This window comes from Pseudoalteromonas sp. SR41-1 (assembly GCF_014164015.1).
Lineage (GTDB): Bacteria > Pseudomonadota > Gammaproteobacteria > Enterobacterales > Alteromonadaceae > Pseudoalteromonas > Pseudoalteromonas distincta.
On the sequence record NZ_JACJEK010000013.1, the window covers coordinates 61,353 to 78,924 of the forward strand.

The 17,572-nt window shown below is 40.3% G+C and carries 13 protein-coding genes and 1 riboswitch; of the genes, 9 read left to right on the forward strand and 4 right to left on the reverse strand.

The annotated features are described in order from the left end of the window. Window positions 1–3: 3 nt before the first annotated feature. The 3 genes from H5118_RS12675 to dapA are packed head-to-tail and all read right to left on the reverse strand — an operon-like array spanning window position 4 to window position 2,849. Window positions 4–1,209 carry a PLP-dependent decarboxylase gene (locus tag H5118_RS12675; protein ID WP_182749029.1) on the reverse strand — a complete coding sequence of 402 codons (1,206 nt, stop codon included), beginning with the start codon at window positions 1,207–1,209 and terminating at the stop codon, window positions 4–6. Beyond that, window positions 1,209–1,949: a 2,3,4,5-tetrahydropyridine-2,6-dicarboxylate N-succinyltransferase gene (locus tag H5118_RS12680; RefSeq protein WP_002958799.1), complete on the reverse strand. Its 741-nt coding sequence runs from the start codon at window positions 1,947–1,949 to the stop codon at window positions 1,209–1,211. The genes H5118_RS12675 and H5118_RS12680 overlap by 1 nt, the downstream gene beginning before the upstream one ends. Window positions 1,950–1,964: 15 nt before the next feature. Next, window positions 1,965–2,849 (reverse strand): 4-hydroxy-tetrahydrodipicolinate synthase, encoded by an 885-nt coding sequence (gene dapA / locus H5118_RS12685; RefSeq protein ID WP_002958800.1) that lies wholly within the window; start codon window positions 2,847–2,849, stop codon window positions 1,965–1,967. Between the two features lie 190 nt (window positions 2,850–3,039). After that, window positions 3,040–3,240: riboswitch (Lysine riboswitch) on the reverse strand. Between the two features lie 191 nt (window positions 3,241–3,431). On the opposite strand from dapA, the gene H5118_RS12690 reads away from it, so the two are divergent. The 6 genes from H5118_RS12690 (at window position 3,432) to H5118_RS12715 (ending at window position 11,970) form a co-directional block, all read left to right on the forward strand. Beyond that, window positions 3,432–4,130 carry a DNA-3-methyladenine glycosylase I gene (locus H5118_RS12690; RefSeq protein ID WP_182749030.1) on the forward strand — a complete coding sequence of 233 codons (699 nt, stop codon included), beginning with the start codon at window positions 3,432–3,434 and terminating at the stop codon, window positions 4,128–4,130. An 8-nt stretch (window positions 4,131–4,138) separates the two neighbouring features. Further along, window positions 4,139–5,548, forward strand: a complete 1,410-nt coding sequence (locus H5118_RS12695; protein WP_182749031.1) for a YdiU family protein — start codon at window positions 4,139–4,141, stop codon at window positions 5,546–5,548. A gap of 390 nt (window positions 5,549–5,938) precedes the next feature. Then, complete coding sequence (locus tag H5118_RS12700; protein ID WP_154903746.1) at window positions 5,939–7,000, forward strand: OmpA family protein; 1,062 nt, start codon at window positions 5,939–5,941, stop codon at window positions 6,998–7,000. Between the two features lie 292 nt (window positions 7,001–7,292). Beyond that, window positions 7,293–9,890, forward strand: coding sequence for a bifunctional aconitate hydratase 2/2-methylisocitrate dehydratase (gene acnB / locus H5118_RS12705; RefSeq protein ID WP_039488618.1), 2,598 nt, complete (start codon window positions 7,293–7,295; stop codon window positions 9,888–9,890). Window positions 9,891–10,090: 200 nt separating this feature from the next. Then, entirely contained in the window at window positions 10,091–10,723 is a 633-nt protein-coding gene (locus H5118_RS12710; RefSeq protein WP_002958808.1) for a 2OG-Fe dioxygenase family protein, read from the forward strand. A gap of 11 nt (window positions 10,724–10,734) precedes the next feature. After that, window positions 10,735–11,970, forward strand: a complete 1,236-nt coding sequence (locus H5118_RS12715) for a cysteine desulfurase-like protein (RefSeq protein WP_182749032.1) — start codon at window positions 10,735–10,737, stop codon at window positions 11,968–11,970. A gap of 20 nt (window positions 11,971–11,990) precedes the next feature. Here the strand turns inward: H5118_RS12715 and H5118_RS12720 are convergent, their stop codons facing one another. Then, window positions 11,991–12,695, reverse strand: a complete 705-nt coding sequence (locus H5118_RS12720; protein ID WP_182720176.1) for a 2OG-Fe(II) oxygenase — start codon at window positions 12,693–12,695, stop codon at window positions 11,991–11,993. 33 nt (window positions 12,696–12,728) lie between these two features. On the opposite strand from H5118_RS12720, the gene H5118_RS12725 reads away from it, so the two are divergent. From H5118_RS12725 to H5118_RS12735, 3 genes are all read left to right on the forward strand, one after another. Continuing rightward, window positions 12,729–13,127: a thioesterase family protein gene (locus tag H5118_RS12725; RefSeq protein ID WP_182749033.1), complete on the forward strand. Its 399-nt coding sequence runs from the start codon at window positions 12,729–12,731 to the stop codon at window positions 13,125–13,127. Between the two features lie 357 nt (window positions 13,128–13,484). Continuing rightward, window positions 13,485–14,465: an aldose epimerase family protein gene (locus tag H5118_RS12730; protein WP_220497257.1), complete on the forward strand. Its 981-nt coding sequence runs from the start codon at window positions 13,485–13,487 to the stop codon at window positions 14,463–14,465. A 187-nt stretch (window positions 14,466–14,652) separates the two neighbouring features. Continuing rightward, complete coding sequence (locus tag H5118_RS12735) at window positions 14,653–17,400, forward strand: TonB-dependent receptor (RefSeq protein WP_182692448.1); 2,748 nt, start codon at window positions 14,653–14,655, stop codon at window positions 17,398–17,400. Window positions 17,401–17,572: the final 172 nt, after the last annotated feature.

Sequence of the window (17,572 nt, forward strand, 5' to 3'; positions counted from 1 at the left end):
TTGTTACCTTAAATAATGGCTGGCATTTTCGGCTTGGCGAACACAGGTAAGTGTACCGTTTTGCAAGGTGTACTCAGCAGCTAGCTCATGGCATAAAAAATACGGCATACTTTCGGTAAAGCCGTAAGCACCGCATTGGCTAAACACTAGCCAGTCGTGCTCATTTAAATCGCTTGGTAAGTTATGTTCACCCAAGCAATCAAGCGCTGTACAAAGTGGGCCATATAAAGTGACTGCTTGAGTTTTAGCACTGGATTCACGCAGTAATGCAGCAGGAAAGTTCTGGCTGGTAACAGCAGGGCGTAATAAGTGATTTATACCGCCGCTTAAAATTACTTGTTCTTGATTGTAGTTTTGTTTGCGCTCTACTACTGGGTTTGCGTAATGACCGCATTCGCCAACGGCATAGCGACCAAGTTCCATCCATAGCTCTTCTACACCCGCATCATTTTTAATTTTAGCGAGCGCAGCAATTAAGTCATCCCAATCAAGTGTTGCTTCGTTTTGTGTATAAGGAATACCTAAACCGCCGCCTAAATCGAGAATTTTAAGGCTAATATTTAAATCGCTGGCAAGTTGGCTAAGAGGTGCAATCATTTGTGACCACAAGTCGCTTAGTTTTTGAGTGCTAAGCATGTTGCCCCACTGAAAAATATGCAGGCCGTCAAATTTAAGCGCAGGGTAGTCAGCTACATTGAGTGCTTGCCACTCATTACAACCCAAACCAAACGGCGTAAGGCTGTCGCCGCCCAGTGGGTTTTTTTCACCTTCAGGCCAGCGTAATTGTACACGCAGTAATACTTGTAACTGCGTGTTTTGTAGTTGCGCTTGTTGGTTTAACCAACGTACTTGATTGAGGCTTTCTGCTACGAATATACGCACGCCGCGCTCAATAAAGTGTTTTATTTGTTTAGGGCTTTTTGCAGGCCCTGTGTTGAGCACGCGCTGCGAGCTAATACCTTGTGCTAGTACTTGCTCAAGCTCACCTTTACTTGCTACGTCAAAATTAAAGCCAGCACTGTCTAAGCTTTGAATAATTTTAGACAGTGGGTTTGCTTTTACCGCGTACCACAGCTTTACATCGGTTTGCGCAACTAAACGCGCAAGATGCGTGTTTAGTTGATCTAGGTCGTAAACAAAAAAAGGTGTATCAAGTTGTTGTGTAATAGTATTTACAGCGGTTTTGATAGGCGTGCTCAAAAAGCTCATTATCGTAAAACCTCTTCAAGCAATAACGATGCATCGCTTTTCTCGTCGCGGTATTTAACTATTAACGCACACGACATGCTTAGGCCTTGCTCGCGCGCCCATTCGTTTGATGCAGGGCGAGAGCCCGGTATTACAATCGCGTACTCTGGGATTGGCTCGCCTTTATCTAGTTGGCGCTCGTTTACGCAGTCGTATACTGGAATAGTTGCTGATAAACGCACGCCAGGGGCAAGTACTGCGCCTTTTTTAATGACTACGCCTTCAACAATAATACAGCCTGCACCAATAAATGCGTCATCTTCAACCACTACTGGGCTTGCACCAATTGGCTCAAGTACACCACCAAGCTGAACTGCAGCACTTAAATGTACGTTTTTACCTACTTGTGCACAAGAACCCACCAATGCGTGGCTATCTACCATTGTGCCTTCGTCGATATATGCGCCAATGTTTACATACGCTGGTGGCATAATAATCGTGCCTTTAGCAACATAAGCACCACGGCGAACACTTGAGCCACCTGGTACCATACGGACGCCATCATCAGTACTAAATTCTTGCGGAGCTAGGTTATGTTTATCAACAAAGCCGCCTGCAAATTCAGTATTAGTGCCATTTTTGAAGGCTTCTAAAATGCCTTGCTTTACTTCTACGTTAGCTTGCCATTGGCCGCTTTCGTTTTGTGATGCAGCGCGTACTGCGCCCGATTCTAAATTATTTAATAGTTCTAACCAGCTCATTATAAAAACCTATATTTAATGCCAAGATAAAATGGTGTTGTTTGCAGTTGTAATGCAATCGGTTTGAGTTAACTCAAGATGTGTTAAAGGTGGACGAAGTTGCGGGCTGCTTAAGCGGCCTTGCAAATGCATCAGTACCTTTACGGGAATAGGGTTTGCGACAGCAAATAGGCTATTAATAGCGCTTGACCACTGGGCAAATAAATTAGGGTGTTGACCACTTAAACTGCGCTTAACAAACTCGTGAGTTTGTTCAGGCCATGCGTTTGCAGCTACCGACACCAAACCTTTTGCGCCAGCTTGAGCAAAATAAGGCATTAGCGCATCGTCGCCACTAAAAATAGCTAAATTAGGCGCCGCTTGGCGGTAAGCTTCAAACTGAGCAATACTGCCGCTCGCTTCTTTTAACGCCCATAAATTTTTATTGTTTTGTAAGTTTTGAATTGTTGCCGCTGGGATGCTAACAGCGCTTCGACCGGGTACGTTATAAAGCATACATGGATGAGCGCTTGCATTTAGTAGGCTTTCAAACCAATGAGTTTGACCTATAGCGCCAGGCTTTGCATAAAGCGGTGAGCCAAGTAAAAAGCTATGAATTGGGAGTGTATTACAGTAGTTAACCCACTCAATTTGTTGCTTTAAGTTACTACCGCCCACAGCTACCATGAGTGGTACTGTTGGTTTTAGCTGGCATACGTGCTCAACAATGGCTTGTTGCTCTTTTAGCGTTAGTGCTAAACCTTCGCCCGTACTGCCAAGTAGCAAAATACCGTTATGTGCCGCTTCTTGATCGCTAACCAACTTAGTTAACGTGTTGTAGTCAACATCGCCGTGTTGATCAAATGGCGTTACGAGCGCGGTCCACAGTGAGTAGTCGTTTAAATTGAAGTTGTTGATCATCTCTCACGAACTTATAATTTGTACCAATTTTATTAAAAACGTGATCATTTTAGCGATAACTAATTTAATGCAATTGGTATTATTCGAATAGTTAAAAAGCTTTATGGAAGGAGCCGCATTAACGTCGTTCGAACTAATAATTCGAAGAGCGAATGGGCTTAAAATAATAGGGCGCACGGCCTTAATATTTAAGACCAGAAGCTCTCCACCAAACTAACAAGCTGCTTTTTATAAGCAGCTATTGGTGACAGTCGCTAGGGTTCAACCTAGTCGCCCGAAATAAACACCTCGCAAAAGTGGTTACTTCTCGGCGTTAATTCCCCTCACGTATGCTTGCTGGAGTTTGCGCTCCTAACATACGCTACCTGAATAACGCACCTCTTCTAGCCCTTTGCACCTGTTTGTAGAGTAAAACTTACAAACCTGTGCAATTTAAATAGGGTAATTACGGCGATTAAAGCATTTTAGCCGTCTAGGTGTCAAGCGACTAAATACAGATTAATTCATCGAAAAAAGGGGTGGTTACGTATTAGGTGCTTTTCTCGTACACTAGCAATATAAGTAGTGAGGTATTTAATTAGTATGGAAAAATTTAGCGATATTTATAAGCGAGCGGTAGAGCGAAAAGGCTCTGAAAAAATGCTTAAGTTATTACTTGCAAAACCGCTATCTAAAAAACAACTAAGCACGTTAAGTGACGACGATTGGCTTGAAGAATTTACTCGAAAAGTATTTCAAAGCGGCTTTTATTGGTCAGTCATAAATAATAAGTGGGCAGGCTTTAGAGAGGTTTTTTGGGATTTTAGCGTTGATAAGTTATTAATGATGCCACCTGATATGCTGGAACAAAAAGCAACGGATGAGCGAATTGTTCGTAACTATAAAAAAGTAAAAACAATTACCGAAAATGCTTACATGATCCACGAAATAGCAGGGGAACATGGCAATTTTAGTCAGTTTATCGCTAATTGGCCGACAGACGATATTATTGGTTTGTGGGCGTATTTAAAAAAACATGGTTCGCGTTTAGGCGGAAATACAGGGCCTTATGCGCTGCGAGCACTTGGTAAAGATACATTTTTACTATCACGCGATGTAGAGAATTATTTGCGTGCCCATAAAATTATAGACGGCGGCTTACAAACTAAAAAGTCACTAAATGCAGCCCAAGCTTTTTTTAACGAAATGCAAAAGCAAAGCGGCTTAAGTATGCAAGAGTTAAGCTTAATTGTTGCTTATGGCGTAGGTGACAACCGTGTTGGTATAAGTCAGCAACAATAGGAATTACAATGAAATTAGTGCCAAGATACACAGATATTGCGGAAAACTTCGCAATAGAAGATTCCCCTGCAAGTGTCGCCTCTCCTCAGTTATTACTGTGGAATGAGAGCTTAGCAAAAGAGTTTAATATTAACGTTGCGGTTGATTTGCGTGCCAGCACTTTTAGCGGTAACGAAAAACAGGTGATTCCTGCAGTAGCACTTGGTTACTCTGGGCACCAATTTGGACATTTTTCACCACGCTTAGGCGATGGACGAGCGCACTTACTGGGCGCTATTAGTGATGATAAAAACCAGTTATGGGATATTCAATTAAAAGGCTCTGGTGCTACTCCTTACTCAAGAGGAGGGGATGGGCGTTGCGCACTTGGTCCTGCTATTCGTGAATACGTAATGAGCGAGGCAATGCATGCGCTGGGAGTTAAAACCACACGCTGCTTAGCGGTTGTTGGTAGTGGTGAAACGGTTTATCGTAATCCGCCACAAGCAGGGGCTATCGTTACGCGTGTAGCAACGAGTCATATTCGTGTTGGCTCGTTTCAATATTTAGCGACGCAAGGCGATGTTGAAGGGCTTAAAAATTTAGCCGATTTAGCTATAGAGCGACACTACCCAGAAATAACCGATACAGGTTCGCAGCGATACTTAGCATTTTTAGGCGCTGTGATTAAAAACCAAGTTAAGCTAGTTGTGAGCTGGATGCGTGTTGGCTTTATTCACGGAGTAATGAATACAGATAATACGCTAGTTAGCGGAGAGACTATTGATTACGGCCCGTGTGCCATGATGAATAGCTTTGATTTTGATACCGTATTTAGCTCTATAGACAAACAAGGCCGCTATGCATTCGGTAATCAACCTAATATAGCTAACTGGAACTGCGCACGCTTAGCTGAGAGTTTAATACCGCTTATTAGCGATGATGACGAGCAAGCAGTTTTATTAATGACGCCATTTATTAATAGTTTTGCTGAGCAGTTTAATGCTGAGTTTACAGCTATGTGGGCACAAAAACTGGGTTTAACTGAATCTAGCGATAGTAGTGGCGAGTTAATAGCAGAGCTGTTAACGCTATTAAAAGATAATCAGCTCGACTACACCAATACCTTTGATGCGCTTACTGAATCCTTAAAAGGAGAAAAAAGCGTACCTGAGTCGCTAATTGAATGGAGAGCTAGGTGGGTAAGTTTAACTGACGATAATAGTTATGAAGTAATGAGAGCGGCAAATCCTCGTGTAATACCGCGTAATCATGTGATCGAAGAAATAATTGCACAATATAACGCTACAGGATCCAGCGAGTTGCTACAGCGCTTTATAAAAATAGCCAGCAATCCATATTCTAACAGTGAAGAGTTATCAGAATTTTGCTCTCCACCGACGAATGATAATGACTACCAGACTTTTTGTGGTACTTAATACTTAACTTTAAATATAACCGCATGATTAAAAAGAGTCATTTTTTAATCAAACATGCGCATATACCTAGGGGGATGCTAATTCTGGTGGTATTATGCGCACAATTAAAACCAAGCAATATTTCTTTGCATTTATAAGTGCATTTAATTTAATTGCTCTTACATTCCTTGCTAAGTACTAATTTACAAAAAACTACTATATTTATTTTTCAATAAAGTTTTAATTTCGCCTATAGTAAGTGGATGTGTGTTGCGACAAGGCATAGAAAAAAGTAATAAACTTTATTTTTCGTTAAGTATTGATTAACAAAGGCTCAGTTAGTCTATATAAAACTGATTGAGCTAGTATCGATTAGCTACAATTTAAAATTGTTCAAATGGGAAGAAAACAATGAAATTAAAATCACTTACAATTGCAATCGCGTTGGCTGCAACTAGCGCATCTACATTCGCTGCTGATAAAGAAGAAGGTTTCTACATTGGCGCATTTGGCGACTACTATGACGCATCTTGGAAAAACATGCGTGACCAAGCCGGTCTTGACGTAAACGAATCAACTGGCTGGGGTGTTGAAGCTGGTTACCGTTTCAGTGATTACTGGAGCGCACGTCTTGAATATGCAGACATGGATTTTAATGCTTTTGATAAAGTTGCTGGCAACCGTAACAATATTGATGGCGAGCGTTACGGTATTGATGCTCTTTACCATTTAGACGGCGGTCCTTTCTATGGTCTTTTCGGTATTAAAGAAATTGACGTAGTTGATGACAACACATTCTTAAATGCAGGTGTTGGTTACCAACATTTCATTACAGATGGCTTATTTGTAAATGCCGAAACAGCTGTATACCAAGGTCTTGACCGTGGTTACACAGATGTTGGTGCTAAAATTGGTATTAACTACTTATTTGGCCAAAACTCTGCTCCTGTAGAGCCAGTAAAACCAGCTCCAGAGCCTAAAGTAGTTGAAGTAGCTGTAGCTCCTGTAGACAGCGATAACGATAACATTCCTGATGCAGATGATAAGTGTGCTAACACACCTATGACTGATGCTGTAGATGGTACTGGTTGTACTTTATATGAAGATAAAGAAGTAACAGTAAGCTTATTAGTGACTTTCCCTAACAATGCTTCTGCAGTATCTACTCAATACTTAAATGATATTGAAAAAGTATCTGCATTCTTAAAAGAGTACCCAGATACAACAGTACTATTAGAAGGTCACACTTCTGCTGTAGGTAAAGCAACTTACAACAAATGGTTATCTAAAAAACGTGCTGATGCTGTAGCTAAGCAACTTGTTGCTGATGGTATTGCTGAAGACCGTATTACTACAGTTGGTTTAGGTGAAGAGCGTCTTAAAAATGATGCAAACACTAAAGCTGCAAACGCAGAAAACCGTCGTGTAGAAGCGCATATCAAAACTATCAAAAACGTTAAAGTTTTACGTTAATTAAATAGTTTGTAATAAAAACCCAGCCAAGTGCTGGGTTTTTTTATGCCTGTAATAAATTAATATTAGTTAATGGTAATGATTCTTACTTAATAAGTATTCATGAAAATAGTTTTTACTACAACCACTATTCATAGTATTTATAATCGGTATAATCAGTTGCGCAACTGGATGGATTTTCATCTATCCATAAAAGCTTTATAATTACGCGTTAGAATACTATAAGTATTGGGTAACTTATTTGCGTCCAAAGCGCTACCGGATACTTTCACGTCACCAAGAGGGCAATATTGTGCTACAAGAATATCGTAAACACGTAGAAGAACGTGCCGCGTTAGGTATCGTACCAGCGCCATTAGATGCTCAGCAAACTGCTGATCTTATTGAATTAATAAAAAACCCACCTGCAGGTGAAGAAGAATTCATTTTAGATTTGTTCATTCAGCGTATACCAGCTGGTGTTGATGATGCTGCTTATATTAAAGCGGGATTTTTAGCAGCTGTAGCTAAAGGTGAAGCTAATTCTCCACTTGTTTCTAAAGAAAAAGCGGCAGAATTATTAGGTACAATGCTGGGCGGTTACAATATCGCGCCAATGATTGACCTACTTGATGACGAAACACTTGCACCAATCGTAGTTAAAGGCCTTTCAAATACATTACTTATGTTTGATGCGTTCTACGATGTTGAAGAAAAAGCAAAAGCGGGTAATACATTCGCTAAGCAAATTATTGAGTCTTGGGCAAATGCAGAATGGTTTACTAATAAGCCAGCTGTTGCTGAAAAGATCTCAGTTACTGTATTTAAAGTAACTGGCGAGACAAATACTGATGACTTATCACCAGCACCAGATGCATGGTCTCGTCCAGATATCCCACTTCATGCTTTAGCAATGCTAAAAATTGAACGTGATGGAATTACACCAGACAAGCCAGGCGAAGTAGGTCCAATCTCTCAGCTTGAAGAATTAAAAACTAAAGGCTTACCACTTGCATATGTAGGTGACGTTGTTGGTACTGGTTCTTCTCGTAAGTCTGCAACTAACTCTGTACTTTGGTTCATGGGCGATGATATCCCATTCGTACCAAACAAGCGTGTTGGCGGTGTATGTCTAGGTAACAAAATTGCTCCAATCTTCTTCAATACAATGGAAGATTCAGGTGCATTACCAATCGAATTAAATGTTGATGAGCTTAACATGGGTGAGCAAATCGATATTTACCCGTACGAAGGTGTTGTTAAGAGCCACGGTACTGACAAAGTAATCTCAACTTTTGAACTTAAATCTGATGTAATTTTAGATGAAGTTCGTGCTGGTGGTCGTATACCACTTATCATTGGTCGTGGTTTAACTGATAAAGCACGTACATCACTTGGCCTAGGTCCAACTGATGTATTTAAAGTACCAACAGTGACAGAAGTGTCTGAAAAAGGCTTCACACTAGCGCAAAAAATGGTTGGTAAAGCGTGTAACGTTCCAGGTATTCGCCCAGGCCAATACTGTGAACCTAAAATGACAACTGTTGGCTCGCAAGATACAACAGGTCCTATGACACGTGACGAACTTAAAGACTTAGCATGTTTAGGTTTTTCTGCAGATTTAACAATGCAGTCTTTCTGTCATACGTCGGCTTACCCTAAACCAATCGATGTAAACACTCACCATACGCTTCCTGATTTCATCATGAACCGTGGCGGTGTGTCACTTCGCCCAGGTGATGGTGTAATTCACTCATGGTTAAACCGTATGTTATTACCAGATACTGTAGGTACTGGTGGTGATTCACATACACGTTTCCCATTAGGTATTTCATTCCCAGCAGGTTCGGGTGCAGTAGCATTCGCAGCAGCTACAGGTGTTATGCCTCTTGATATGCCTGAGTCAATTTTGGTTCGCTTTAAAGGTGAAATGCAACCAGGTATCACTTTACGTGACCTTGTACATGCAATCCCTTACTTCGGTATTAAAGAAGGTTTATTAACAGTTGAGAAAAAAGGTAAAATTAACGAATTCTCTGGTCGTGTACTAGAAATTGAAGGCGTTGAACACCTAACTGTTGAGCAAGCGTTCGAACTATCAGATGCATCTGCAGAGCGTTCTGCAGCAGGTTGTGCGGTTAAACTTTCTAAAGAGTCTATCGCAGAATACCTAGAATCAAACATTGTTATGCTTAAATGGATGATCTCTGAAGGTTACGGCGATGTACGTACTATTGAGCGTCGTATTACTGCAATGCAAGATTGGTTAGCTAACCCAGAACTAATGGAAGCTGACGCTGATGCAGAGTACAAACATGTACTTGAAATCGATTTAGCAGATATTAAAGAGCCAATCCTTTGTGCTCCAAATGACCCAGATGATGCACGTTTATTATCTGATGTTACTGGCGAGAAAATCGACGAAGTATTCATCGGTTCTTGTATGACTAACATCGGTCACTTCCGCGCAGCAGGTAAGTTACTAGATGGCTTTAAAGGTCGTATCCCAACTCAGCTTTGGGTTGCCCCGCCAACTAAGATGGATAAAGATCAGCTTACAGACGAAGGTTACTACGGTATCTTTGGTCGTGTAGGTGCACGTATCGAAACTCCAGGTTGTTCACTATGTATGGGTAACCAAGCACGTGTTGCAGACAAAGCAACGGTTGTGTCTACCTCTACACGTAACTTCCCTAACCGTTTAGGTAATGGCGCGAACGTATTCTTAGCTTCAGCAGAACTTGCTGCAGTAGCGGCTATTTTAGGTAAACTACCTACTCCAGCTGAGTACCAAGAATACGCAGCGAAGATTAATGCAACGGCTGCAGATACTTACCGTTACTTAAACTTCCACCGTATGCCTGCTTACACTAAAAAAGCAGACAACGTGATTATTCAACAAGCTGTATAACTTTTAGAGTTTGTTTAAAAACCCGCTTCGGCGGGTTTTTTATTGGCTAAAACAAATATTAGATAGTTCATGCTTCTTTTTTTATATTATTGTATTAACTCTAGTCTTAAATTGCTTTTAAAGTAATTAATCGCGCAAAAATTCCTATCAAAATGCATTAAAATCCTTATCAATATTCTCATTATTTTAGGCGAGATTTTATGACAGCATTAAACAACCAGAATTTATTGCAACTACGTTTTGTTAACCAAGCAAATATTGATTTGGTTAAACCTTCTTTTGATAACCTTCCTGCAAACCTTTATGCAGATGGTGCCTTTCGTAAACGTCGTTATTCAGTAGTAAAAATGCAAAATGGTGAAATAAAGCTACAGCAAGCCAAAGCATTTGTTCAAGATGATTCAATTAATACTTTTCAAGGCAATGTAGAGCGTACTTACGAAAATTTAGAGCAAAGTTTACTTGAGTCAGAGGGCATGAAAAGCATTGTAAATGAGTTTCGCCAACTTACCGGTATTGATGAGCAGCGTGATATTGAAATTCATCAGTTCCGTATGCTTGCCATCGATAGCGATACACCTGCAGCGCCAGAAGGCGTGCATCAAGATGGTTTTGACCATGTATGTATATGCGGTGTTTCTCACGAGAACTTAGAAGGTGGCGAACTGCTTGTATACGAAAACAAGCAAGCTGAGCCTTGTTTTAAAATGGAAATAAAAGACGGCATGTTTGCATTAATAAACGACCGTCAAGTGTGGCATAACGCAACACCTATGAACAAAATTGATGCTAGCAAACCAGGTTACCTGGATTGTTTTGTATTAACGTCTTAAGGAAGTTAGGCATGAACATAACGCAATTACGTGAGCAGTTTCCAGCATTAATGCAGAACGTTGATGGTAAATCGCCAATATTTTTAGACGGACCAGGTGGCTCGCAGGTACCAACATCGGTGCTTACTGCGATGACAGCTTATTTAGGTCATTATAATTCGAACTTAGGTGGCGCGTTTTTTTCAAGTGATAAAACGGTTGAGTTGATGGCGAATGCGCGCCAAGCCGCCGCAGACTTACTTAATGCACCTAGCTCACAACAAATTGTGTTTGGTCCAAACATGACCAGCCTTACGTTTAGTTTTAGCCGTGCAATTTCACGCGACTGGCAGGCTGGCGATGAAATAATTGTAACCAATGCCGATCACTTCTCGAATGTATCGTCGTGGCAACAAGCTTCAGAAGATAAAGGCGTTAAAGTTAATACGGCTTTAATTAACGAAGCTGATTGCAGCTTAGATATGGCGCAATTTGAAAGCTTATTAAACAGCAACACTAAGCTTGTAGCGGTCACTTACGCTTCAAATACCACAGGTTCAATTAATAATATTAAACGTATTGTAGAGCTTGCTCACGCTGTAGGTGCACTTGTTTATGTTGATGCCGTACATTATGCACCGCACGAACTTGTTGACGTGCAAGCACTTGATTGCGACTTCTTAGCGTGCTCTGCGTATAAGTTTTTTGGCCCGCATTTAGGTATGGTTTACGGTAAAAAAGAACATTTAGACGGGTTTACGCCTTACAAGGTTGAGCCAGCTAAAGACGTAGCACCAGGTCGCTGGGAAACCGGCACGCAAAGCTTTGAAGCAATGGCGGGCTTTATTGCTGCTGTTGATTACATTGCGGCGATTAGCGAACTTGACGATAGCCATTCACGCCGCGAAAAGTTAAGCGTTGCTTTTGCTAAAACTAAGCAGCACGAAATGGCGCTTAGCGAACACTTTTTAACGCGCTTAGTTAATTATCCACGTATTAAGTTATTTGGTATTGATGATTTTGATCGCTTAAATGAGCGTACACCTACTTTTGCTTTAATTTTTGAAGGGCTTGAGCCACGCGCCGTTTCAGAATTTCTAGGTAAGCAGCATATTTGTGTGTGGGATGGTAATTTTTACGCGCAAGGTTTGTGCAAGCAATTAGATGTGCTTGATAAAGGCGGTGTAGTGCGCATTGGTTGTATGCACTACAACACCATTGAAGAGCTAGATCAGTTGTTTAATTTATTTGATGAACTGCTCGGTTAAATAATACTTATTTTGGTGCGCTAACTCTTAGGCGCACCATATATTTGTTCTGCACGGTTAAACAATACCCACGAGGTTAAAATATACTTATCGTTTGATACTGGCTTATTGCCTCTATGAGTATGTGTAAAGTAGCCAGGTGCTATTACCATAGTGCCTTTTTGAGGGGCTATTTTACGGTTTTGATAATAAAACTCTGTTTCACCACCTTCCTCTACATCGTTTAAGTAAAACATAAATAACAACACGCGATGCAAAGCTTCATTGTGCTGTAGCTGCGGATAAACTTCACTGTGCCAGTAAGGGTAGCCACCTTTGTTTACTTCGTATTTTTGCGCTTGAATGTTACCGAGTCTAAAAATTTGCTGAACTAAAACGGGTAATTGCGGTTTACCCACTTCTTCAAAATTCTCTTGGGTTAAATCGACTACTTCGCCTGTTTTTGGATGATAAACCTTTAAGCCAAATGCCCCAATCATCATAAAAATATGCTCTTCAACATACTTAAAAACATGCTGTGCAGTCGTTTGTTGTATATGTTTTAATTGTTGTGCATATTCGGGGTGATTATTTAAGTGTAGGTCGTGGCTGTCTTTTTTCTTTAAGTCGACACCGCCCGATGTTACCCCTTGTCTTACATGCGGGCTTTGCGCGAATGTGGAAATAAATTCATCGCAAAACTCATCGCTTAATGCGTTATTAATAACGCGTATAAAGTCCGTCATGGTTTACCTTTATATAATTATTATTGGATTTTTATGTTTATTGAAAAAGTGATGCCGCGCTTTAGCGAAACAGATGCACTCGGACACATCAACAATACCGTACTCCCTGTATGGTTTGAAGTCGCGCGTGGACCTATTTTTAAGTTTTTTACACCGGACTTAAATCCACATGATTGGAAATTGATTATCGCCAAAGTTGAAGTGTCGTTTGTGGGCGAATTATTTTATGGCCACGACGTGACCGTAAAAACCTCTGTAGAGCATATAGGCACTAGCTCTTTTACACTTAGGCAAGAAGCATGGCAACACGATAAATGCTGCGCAATAGGAAAAGCTGTGATGGTGAGGTACGATTTTATTGCTAAATCAAAGCAAGCGCTTAGCATTGACGAAAAAGCGGCGCTTAACGAGCATATTTACCAAGGGAGTTAACCTTACAAAGCTTATATTTTATATAAGCTCATGCTGAGCTGGATTAGTGTAAATAAATAATGGCAGCTGTAATACCTATCCTCAATAATACTTAATCAATTTGAGGGATTAAATCTGACGATAACTGCGTTAAAAATTTCTGATATAGAACAACTAAATAACGAAATTTTTGCCTTGTTATCAACACGATTTTCTTTCCTCAAAATAGATCACTTAATTAAGTGAAGAGGTATAAATTTTTGTCGAGAAATTTTAACGTATTTAGATTGAGTTGCAGGCTTCAATTATATACTATTTATATTATATATTGTTGCGCCGTTATAACAGGAAATGTTAATTCGGTAATTTGATTGGAGTATGCGTGTGACATCTATTACCAGTAACCAGCCTTTACAAGTTATTCAGCTCAGTGATGGTGAGAATTTAGCAGCTGAAATTTTGCCGTTTGGCGCAATAATAAAAAGCATTAAATTTAAAAAACAAGAAATGACGCTTAGCGTCAATGACCCTCAATACTATCTTGAAAACCCATTTTACTTAGGCGCTACAGTAGGTCGATACGCTAATCGTATTGCAAAGGGGCGTTTTAACTTATCTGGTACGCAGTATCAACTAGAGGCAAATAACGGTCCTAATAGCCTACATGGCGGTGTTAAAGGTTTTAATAAAGTACTTTGGCAAGTAACCAAACAAACTGAAAGTGAAGTTGAGCTTTATTATTGCTCGCCCGACGGCGAACAAGGTTTCCCCGGTGAGTTGCAGGTTTGGCAAACTATTAGCGCTAAAAACGGCGAGCTTACTCTGCACTTTAAAGCGCTAACCAATAAAGAAACGCTCGTTAACTTTACTAACCATTGCTACTTTAATCTTGATGGCAGCTCATCAATTAATGAGCATCTTGTTCAAATTAATACCGATCGTTACCTTCCTATTGATACAACTAGTATTCCACTTAATGAAGCCGCTTTAGTTTGCGGTACCTGCTTTGACTTTACTAAGCCAGCTCAAGTTGGTGAGGCCTTAAGCGCCGTTCATCCTCAGCTAGAAGCTGGAAATGGCTTTGATCACTGCTATATTTTTAATGATGACAGCAGTTTAAAGACGATGGCTACATTAACTTCGCCACACACGAACGTTAGTTTAACCCTTAAAAGTACGCAGCCAGGCATGCAGCTTTATACCGCAAACTTTGTTGGTTCGCCTTTTAAAGCACGGCAAGCTTTGTGTTTTGAAGCGCAAAATTGGCCAGATGCGCCAAATCGTGAAAATTTTCCAAAGGCTAATTTATTGCCAGCAGAGAAATACGAACAGGTTATTATTTACGCTTTTTCTGAGTGAATACAGTTCTTTAATGTTAATTAAAAGAAAATCAAAAGAAAATATACGGTAATTGAATGCTATCCATAATTAAGGAAAAGGTTGCACTTTTTGCCGGTTTAAAGTATTTATAATATAAATAGTATTTGAAACTATACGCACTACCACAACGACACAACGACTACACACAATCAGGAGTTTTTAAAAAATGGTAATTAACAATAAGTTATCGTTCAACAAGAAAACCGCGCTCAGTATTGCTATCACTGGTATATTGGCAAGCGGAAGCGTTGCAGCTCAAGGCGCTGAAGGCAATACGCCTACAGTAGTAAATGAAGATGTTGAAGTTATCGCAGTAACGGGTATCCGCAGCAGCTTACGTTCATCAATGTTAGATAAAAAAGCATCTAATGTTGTTACAGACGGGATTAAAGCAGAAGATCTTGGTAAATTTCCTGATTTAAACGTAGCAGAGTCTCTGCAACGTATTACAGGTGTAGCAATTGACCGTAGTGGTGGTGAAGGCCAAGCGGTAACTATTCGTGGTTTTGGTCCACAATTTAATACTGTACTTGTTAATGGTCGTCAAATTGCGACAGACAGTGCAGGTCGTGAATTTAATTTTGATGTATTAGCAGCAGATCAAATCACCGGTGCTGATATTTATAAAAGTAATACTGCAACGCTTCAAGAAGGCGGCATTGGTGGTACGGTTAACGTAACTACAGCACGCCCTTTTGATTTTGGTGGTTTACATATTTTAGGTTCAGTTAAAGGTATGTACGAAAGCCTTTCTGAAGAAGTATCTCCATCAACATCATTCTTAATAAGTAATACGTTTAACGATGACAAGCTAGGTGTGCTTTTTGCCATCACTAATCAACAACGTAAACTTCAAAATAACCAAATTTTAACGGCAGGTTGGCGCGGTGGCCAAACAATATCTAACCCAACTGATGGTGTATTGTTTGAAAATGCCTACATTCCACGTAACTGGGACCAAGTAGTTGATGAGCAAGACCGTGAACGTACAAACGCAAGTTTAGTACTTCAATATGCACCATCTGACGATGTTACGATTACGGTTGATGGAATGATTTCAAAATTTGAAGTTGATTCGTCAGTGCGTGATTTAGCATCTTGGTTCGAACCAGACCGTGTAGGCAGCGCAACAATTGATGCTGAAACGGGTACGCTTTTAACTTTCTCTCAAGAAGTTGGCTTAGGCGCGCCAAGTGGCGACCCTGCAAGTGACTTTGTATCACATACACGTAACTCACGTGATGTAACTAATAAAGCATTTGGTATTAATGTTGACTGGCAAGTAAACGAGTCACTAAAAGCAAAATTTGATGTATCTCGCTCAACAGCTGAAAACGACCGTGCAGGTAATGATCGTTTTAACGTAGTGGGTATTATTAACAGCTATACTTTTGATGGTACAGGCAGCATTCCTACCGTACAGCATGATGGCTTTGAAAATGGTTCATTGCCAGATCCAAGCCTAGCGCGTCTTCACTACAACGAAATTGGTAACCAATTTACTGATGAAGATGAAATCACTGAAGTAAAAGCCGATTTTGAATACGTGCCAGATAAAGGCCCAGTAGAGCGTATTAACTTTGGTGCTTATCGCCAAGAGCGTGAAAAATCTAGCTTCCAAATTTTTGGTAGCCAATGTCAATTTTGTGGTTACGGTACACAAGCACCGCTTGATGAAATTGATTTTGAAGCATACACAGCGAGTAATTACTTCCCTGGTTTGATCGATACATTTTATAGCTACGATGGCGATAAAATGCTTGATTACTTAGCCGATCAAGGTTTCCCAGTAGAGCCAACGCTACAAAATAACCGTTACACAATTAACGAAGACATCACTAGTTTATACATGGACTTTACGCTTGGTTTTGATTTAGCTGATATGCCAGTAACCGTTAATATGGGTGCTCGTTACTCAGAAACTGATATTGAAGTTGCTGCAATACAAAGCTTTATTAGCGATGTAGTTCCAACTTCAGATGCGACATTGTTTGCTAACGTATTTGGCCCTGCGACTAATATTGAACAGGGTACTAGCTACTCAAACTTACTACCGTCTTTCAACGTTAAGCTTGAGCTACAAGATAATATGATTTTACGTTTTGCCGCGTACGATAGTATTACTCGTCCAACTATGTCTCAGTTATCTCCTGCGACAAACTTTAACGAACCACGTCGTCAAAACTTAACGGCAAGTGGTGGCAATCCAGCACTTAAACCATTCCAATCAGAAAACTGGGATATCTCTTACGAGTGGTACTACAACGATGCTAACTTATTTAGCTTTGCAGTATTTAGTAAAGAAGTTGACGACTTTATTGTTACGTTAACAGGTGCAGAAACATACGAAATGTCTGACCGTTCAGGACCTGATTTTGCGTGTACTACATGTACAGACCAAACAGATGACGAACTTATTGGTAGCTCAGAAGTTTACACTGTAAGCCGTCCTCAAAATGGTGAGTCTGCAACTGTAACCGGCTTCGAAGTGGGTGTTACTCACATGTTTGAAAATGGCTTTGGTTTTATCGCTAATGCGACTGTTGTGAATAGCGACATTAGTGTAGGTGATGATACAACTCAAACATTTGCACTTGAAGGTTTGGGCGATTCACAAAACTTAGTATTGTTTTATGAGCAAGACAACTGGCAAGCACGTGTTGCATTTAACAACCGTGAAGGCTTTTTACGCTTAGTTGATAACGGCTTCAATGGTGAACCAGTGAACGTAGAAACGTACGGCCAGTGGGATATTAGTGCAAGCTACGATATTAACGAAAACTTCACTATTTTTGCAGAAGGCATCAATATCACTGAAGAAGAGTTAGTACAAACAGGTCGTTTTGCTAACCAAATTTATTCAGTGGAAGATAATGGCTCACGTTACGCGTTTGGTATTCGCGGATCGTTTTAATTAATGTTTGAGGCGAACTTCTCGCCTCTTGTTTCATTGCAGTACATTAGTGCTAATACCAATTAGGTTAATTTAACAGTAATGTATATTAGTTAACCTAATTGGCTAAAATGAAGCCACATTAAATCCAAATGCCCTACCGGGCATTTGTTGTATAAAACGTTATCAAAGA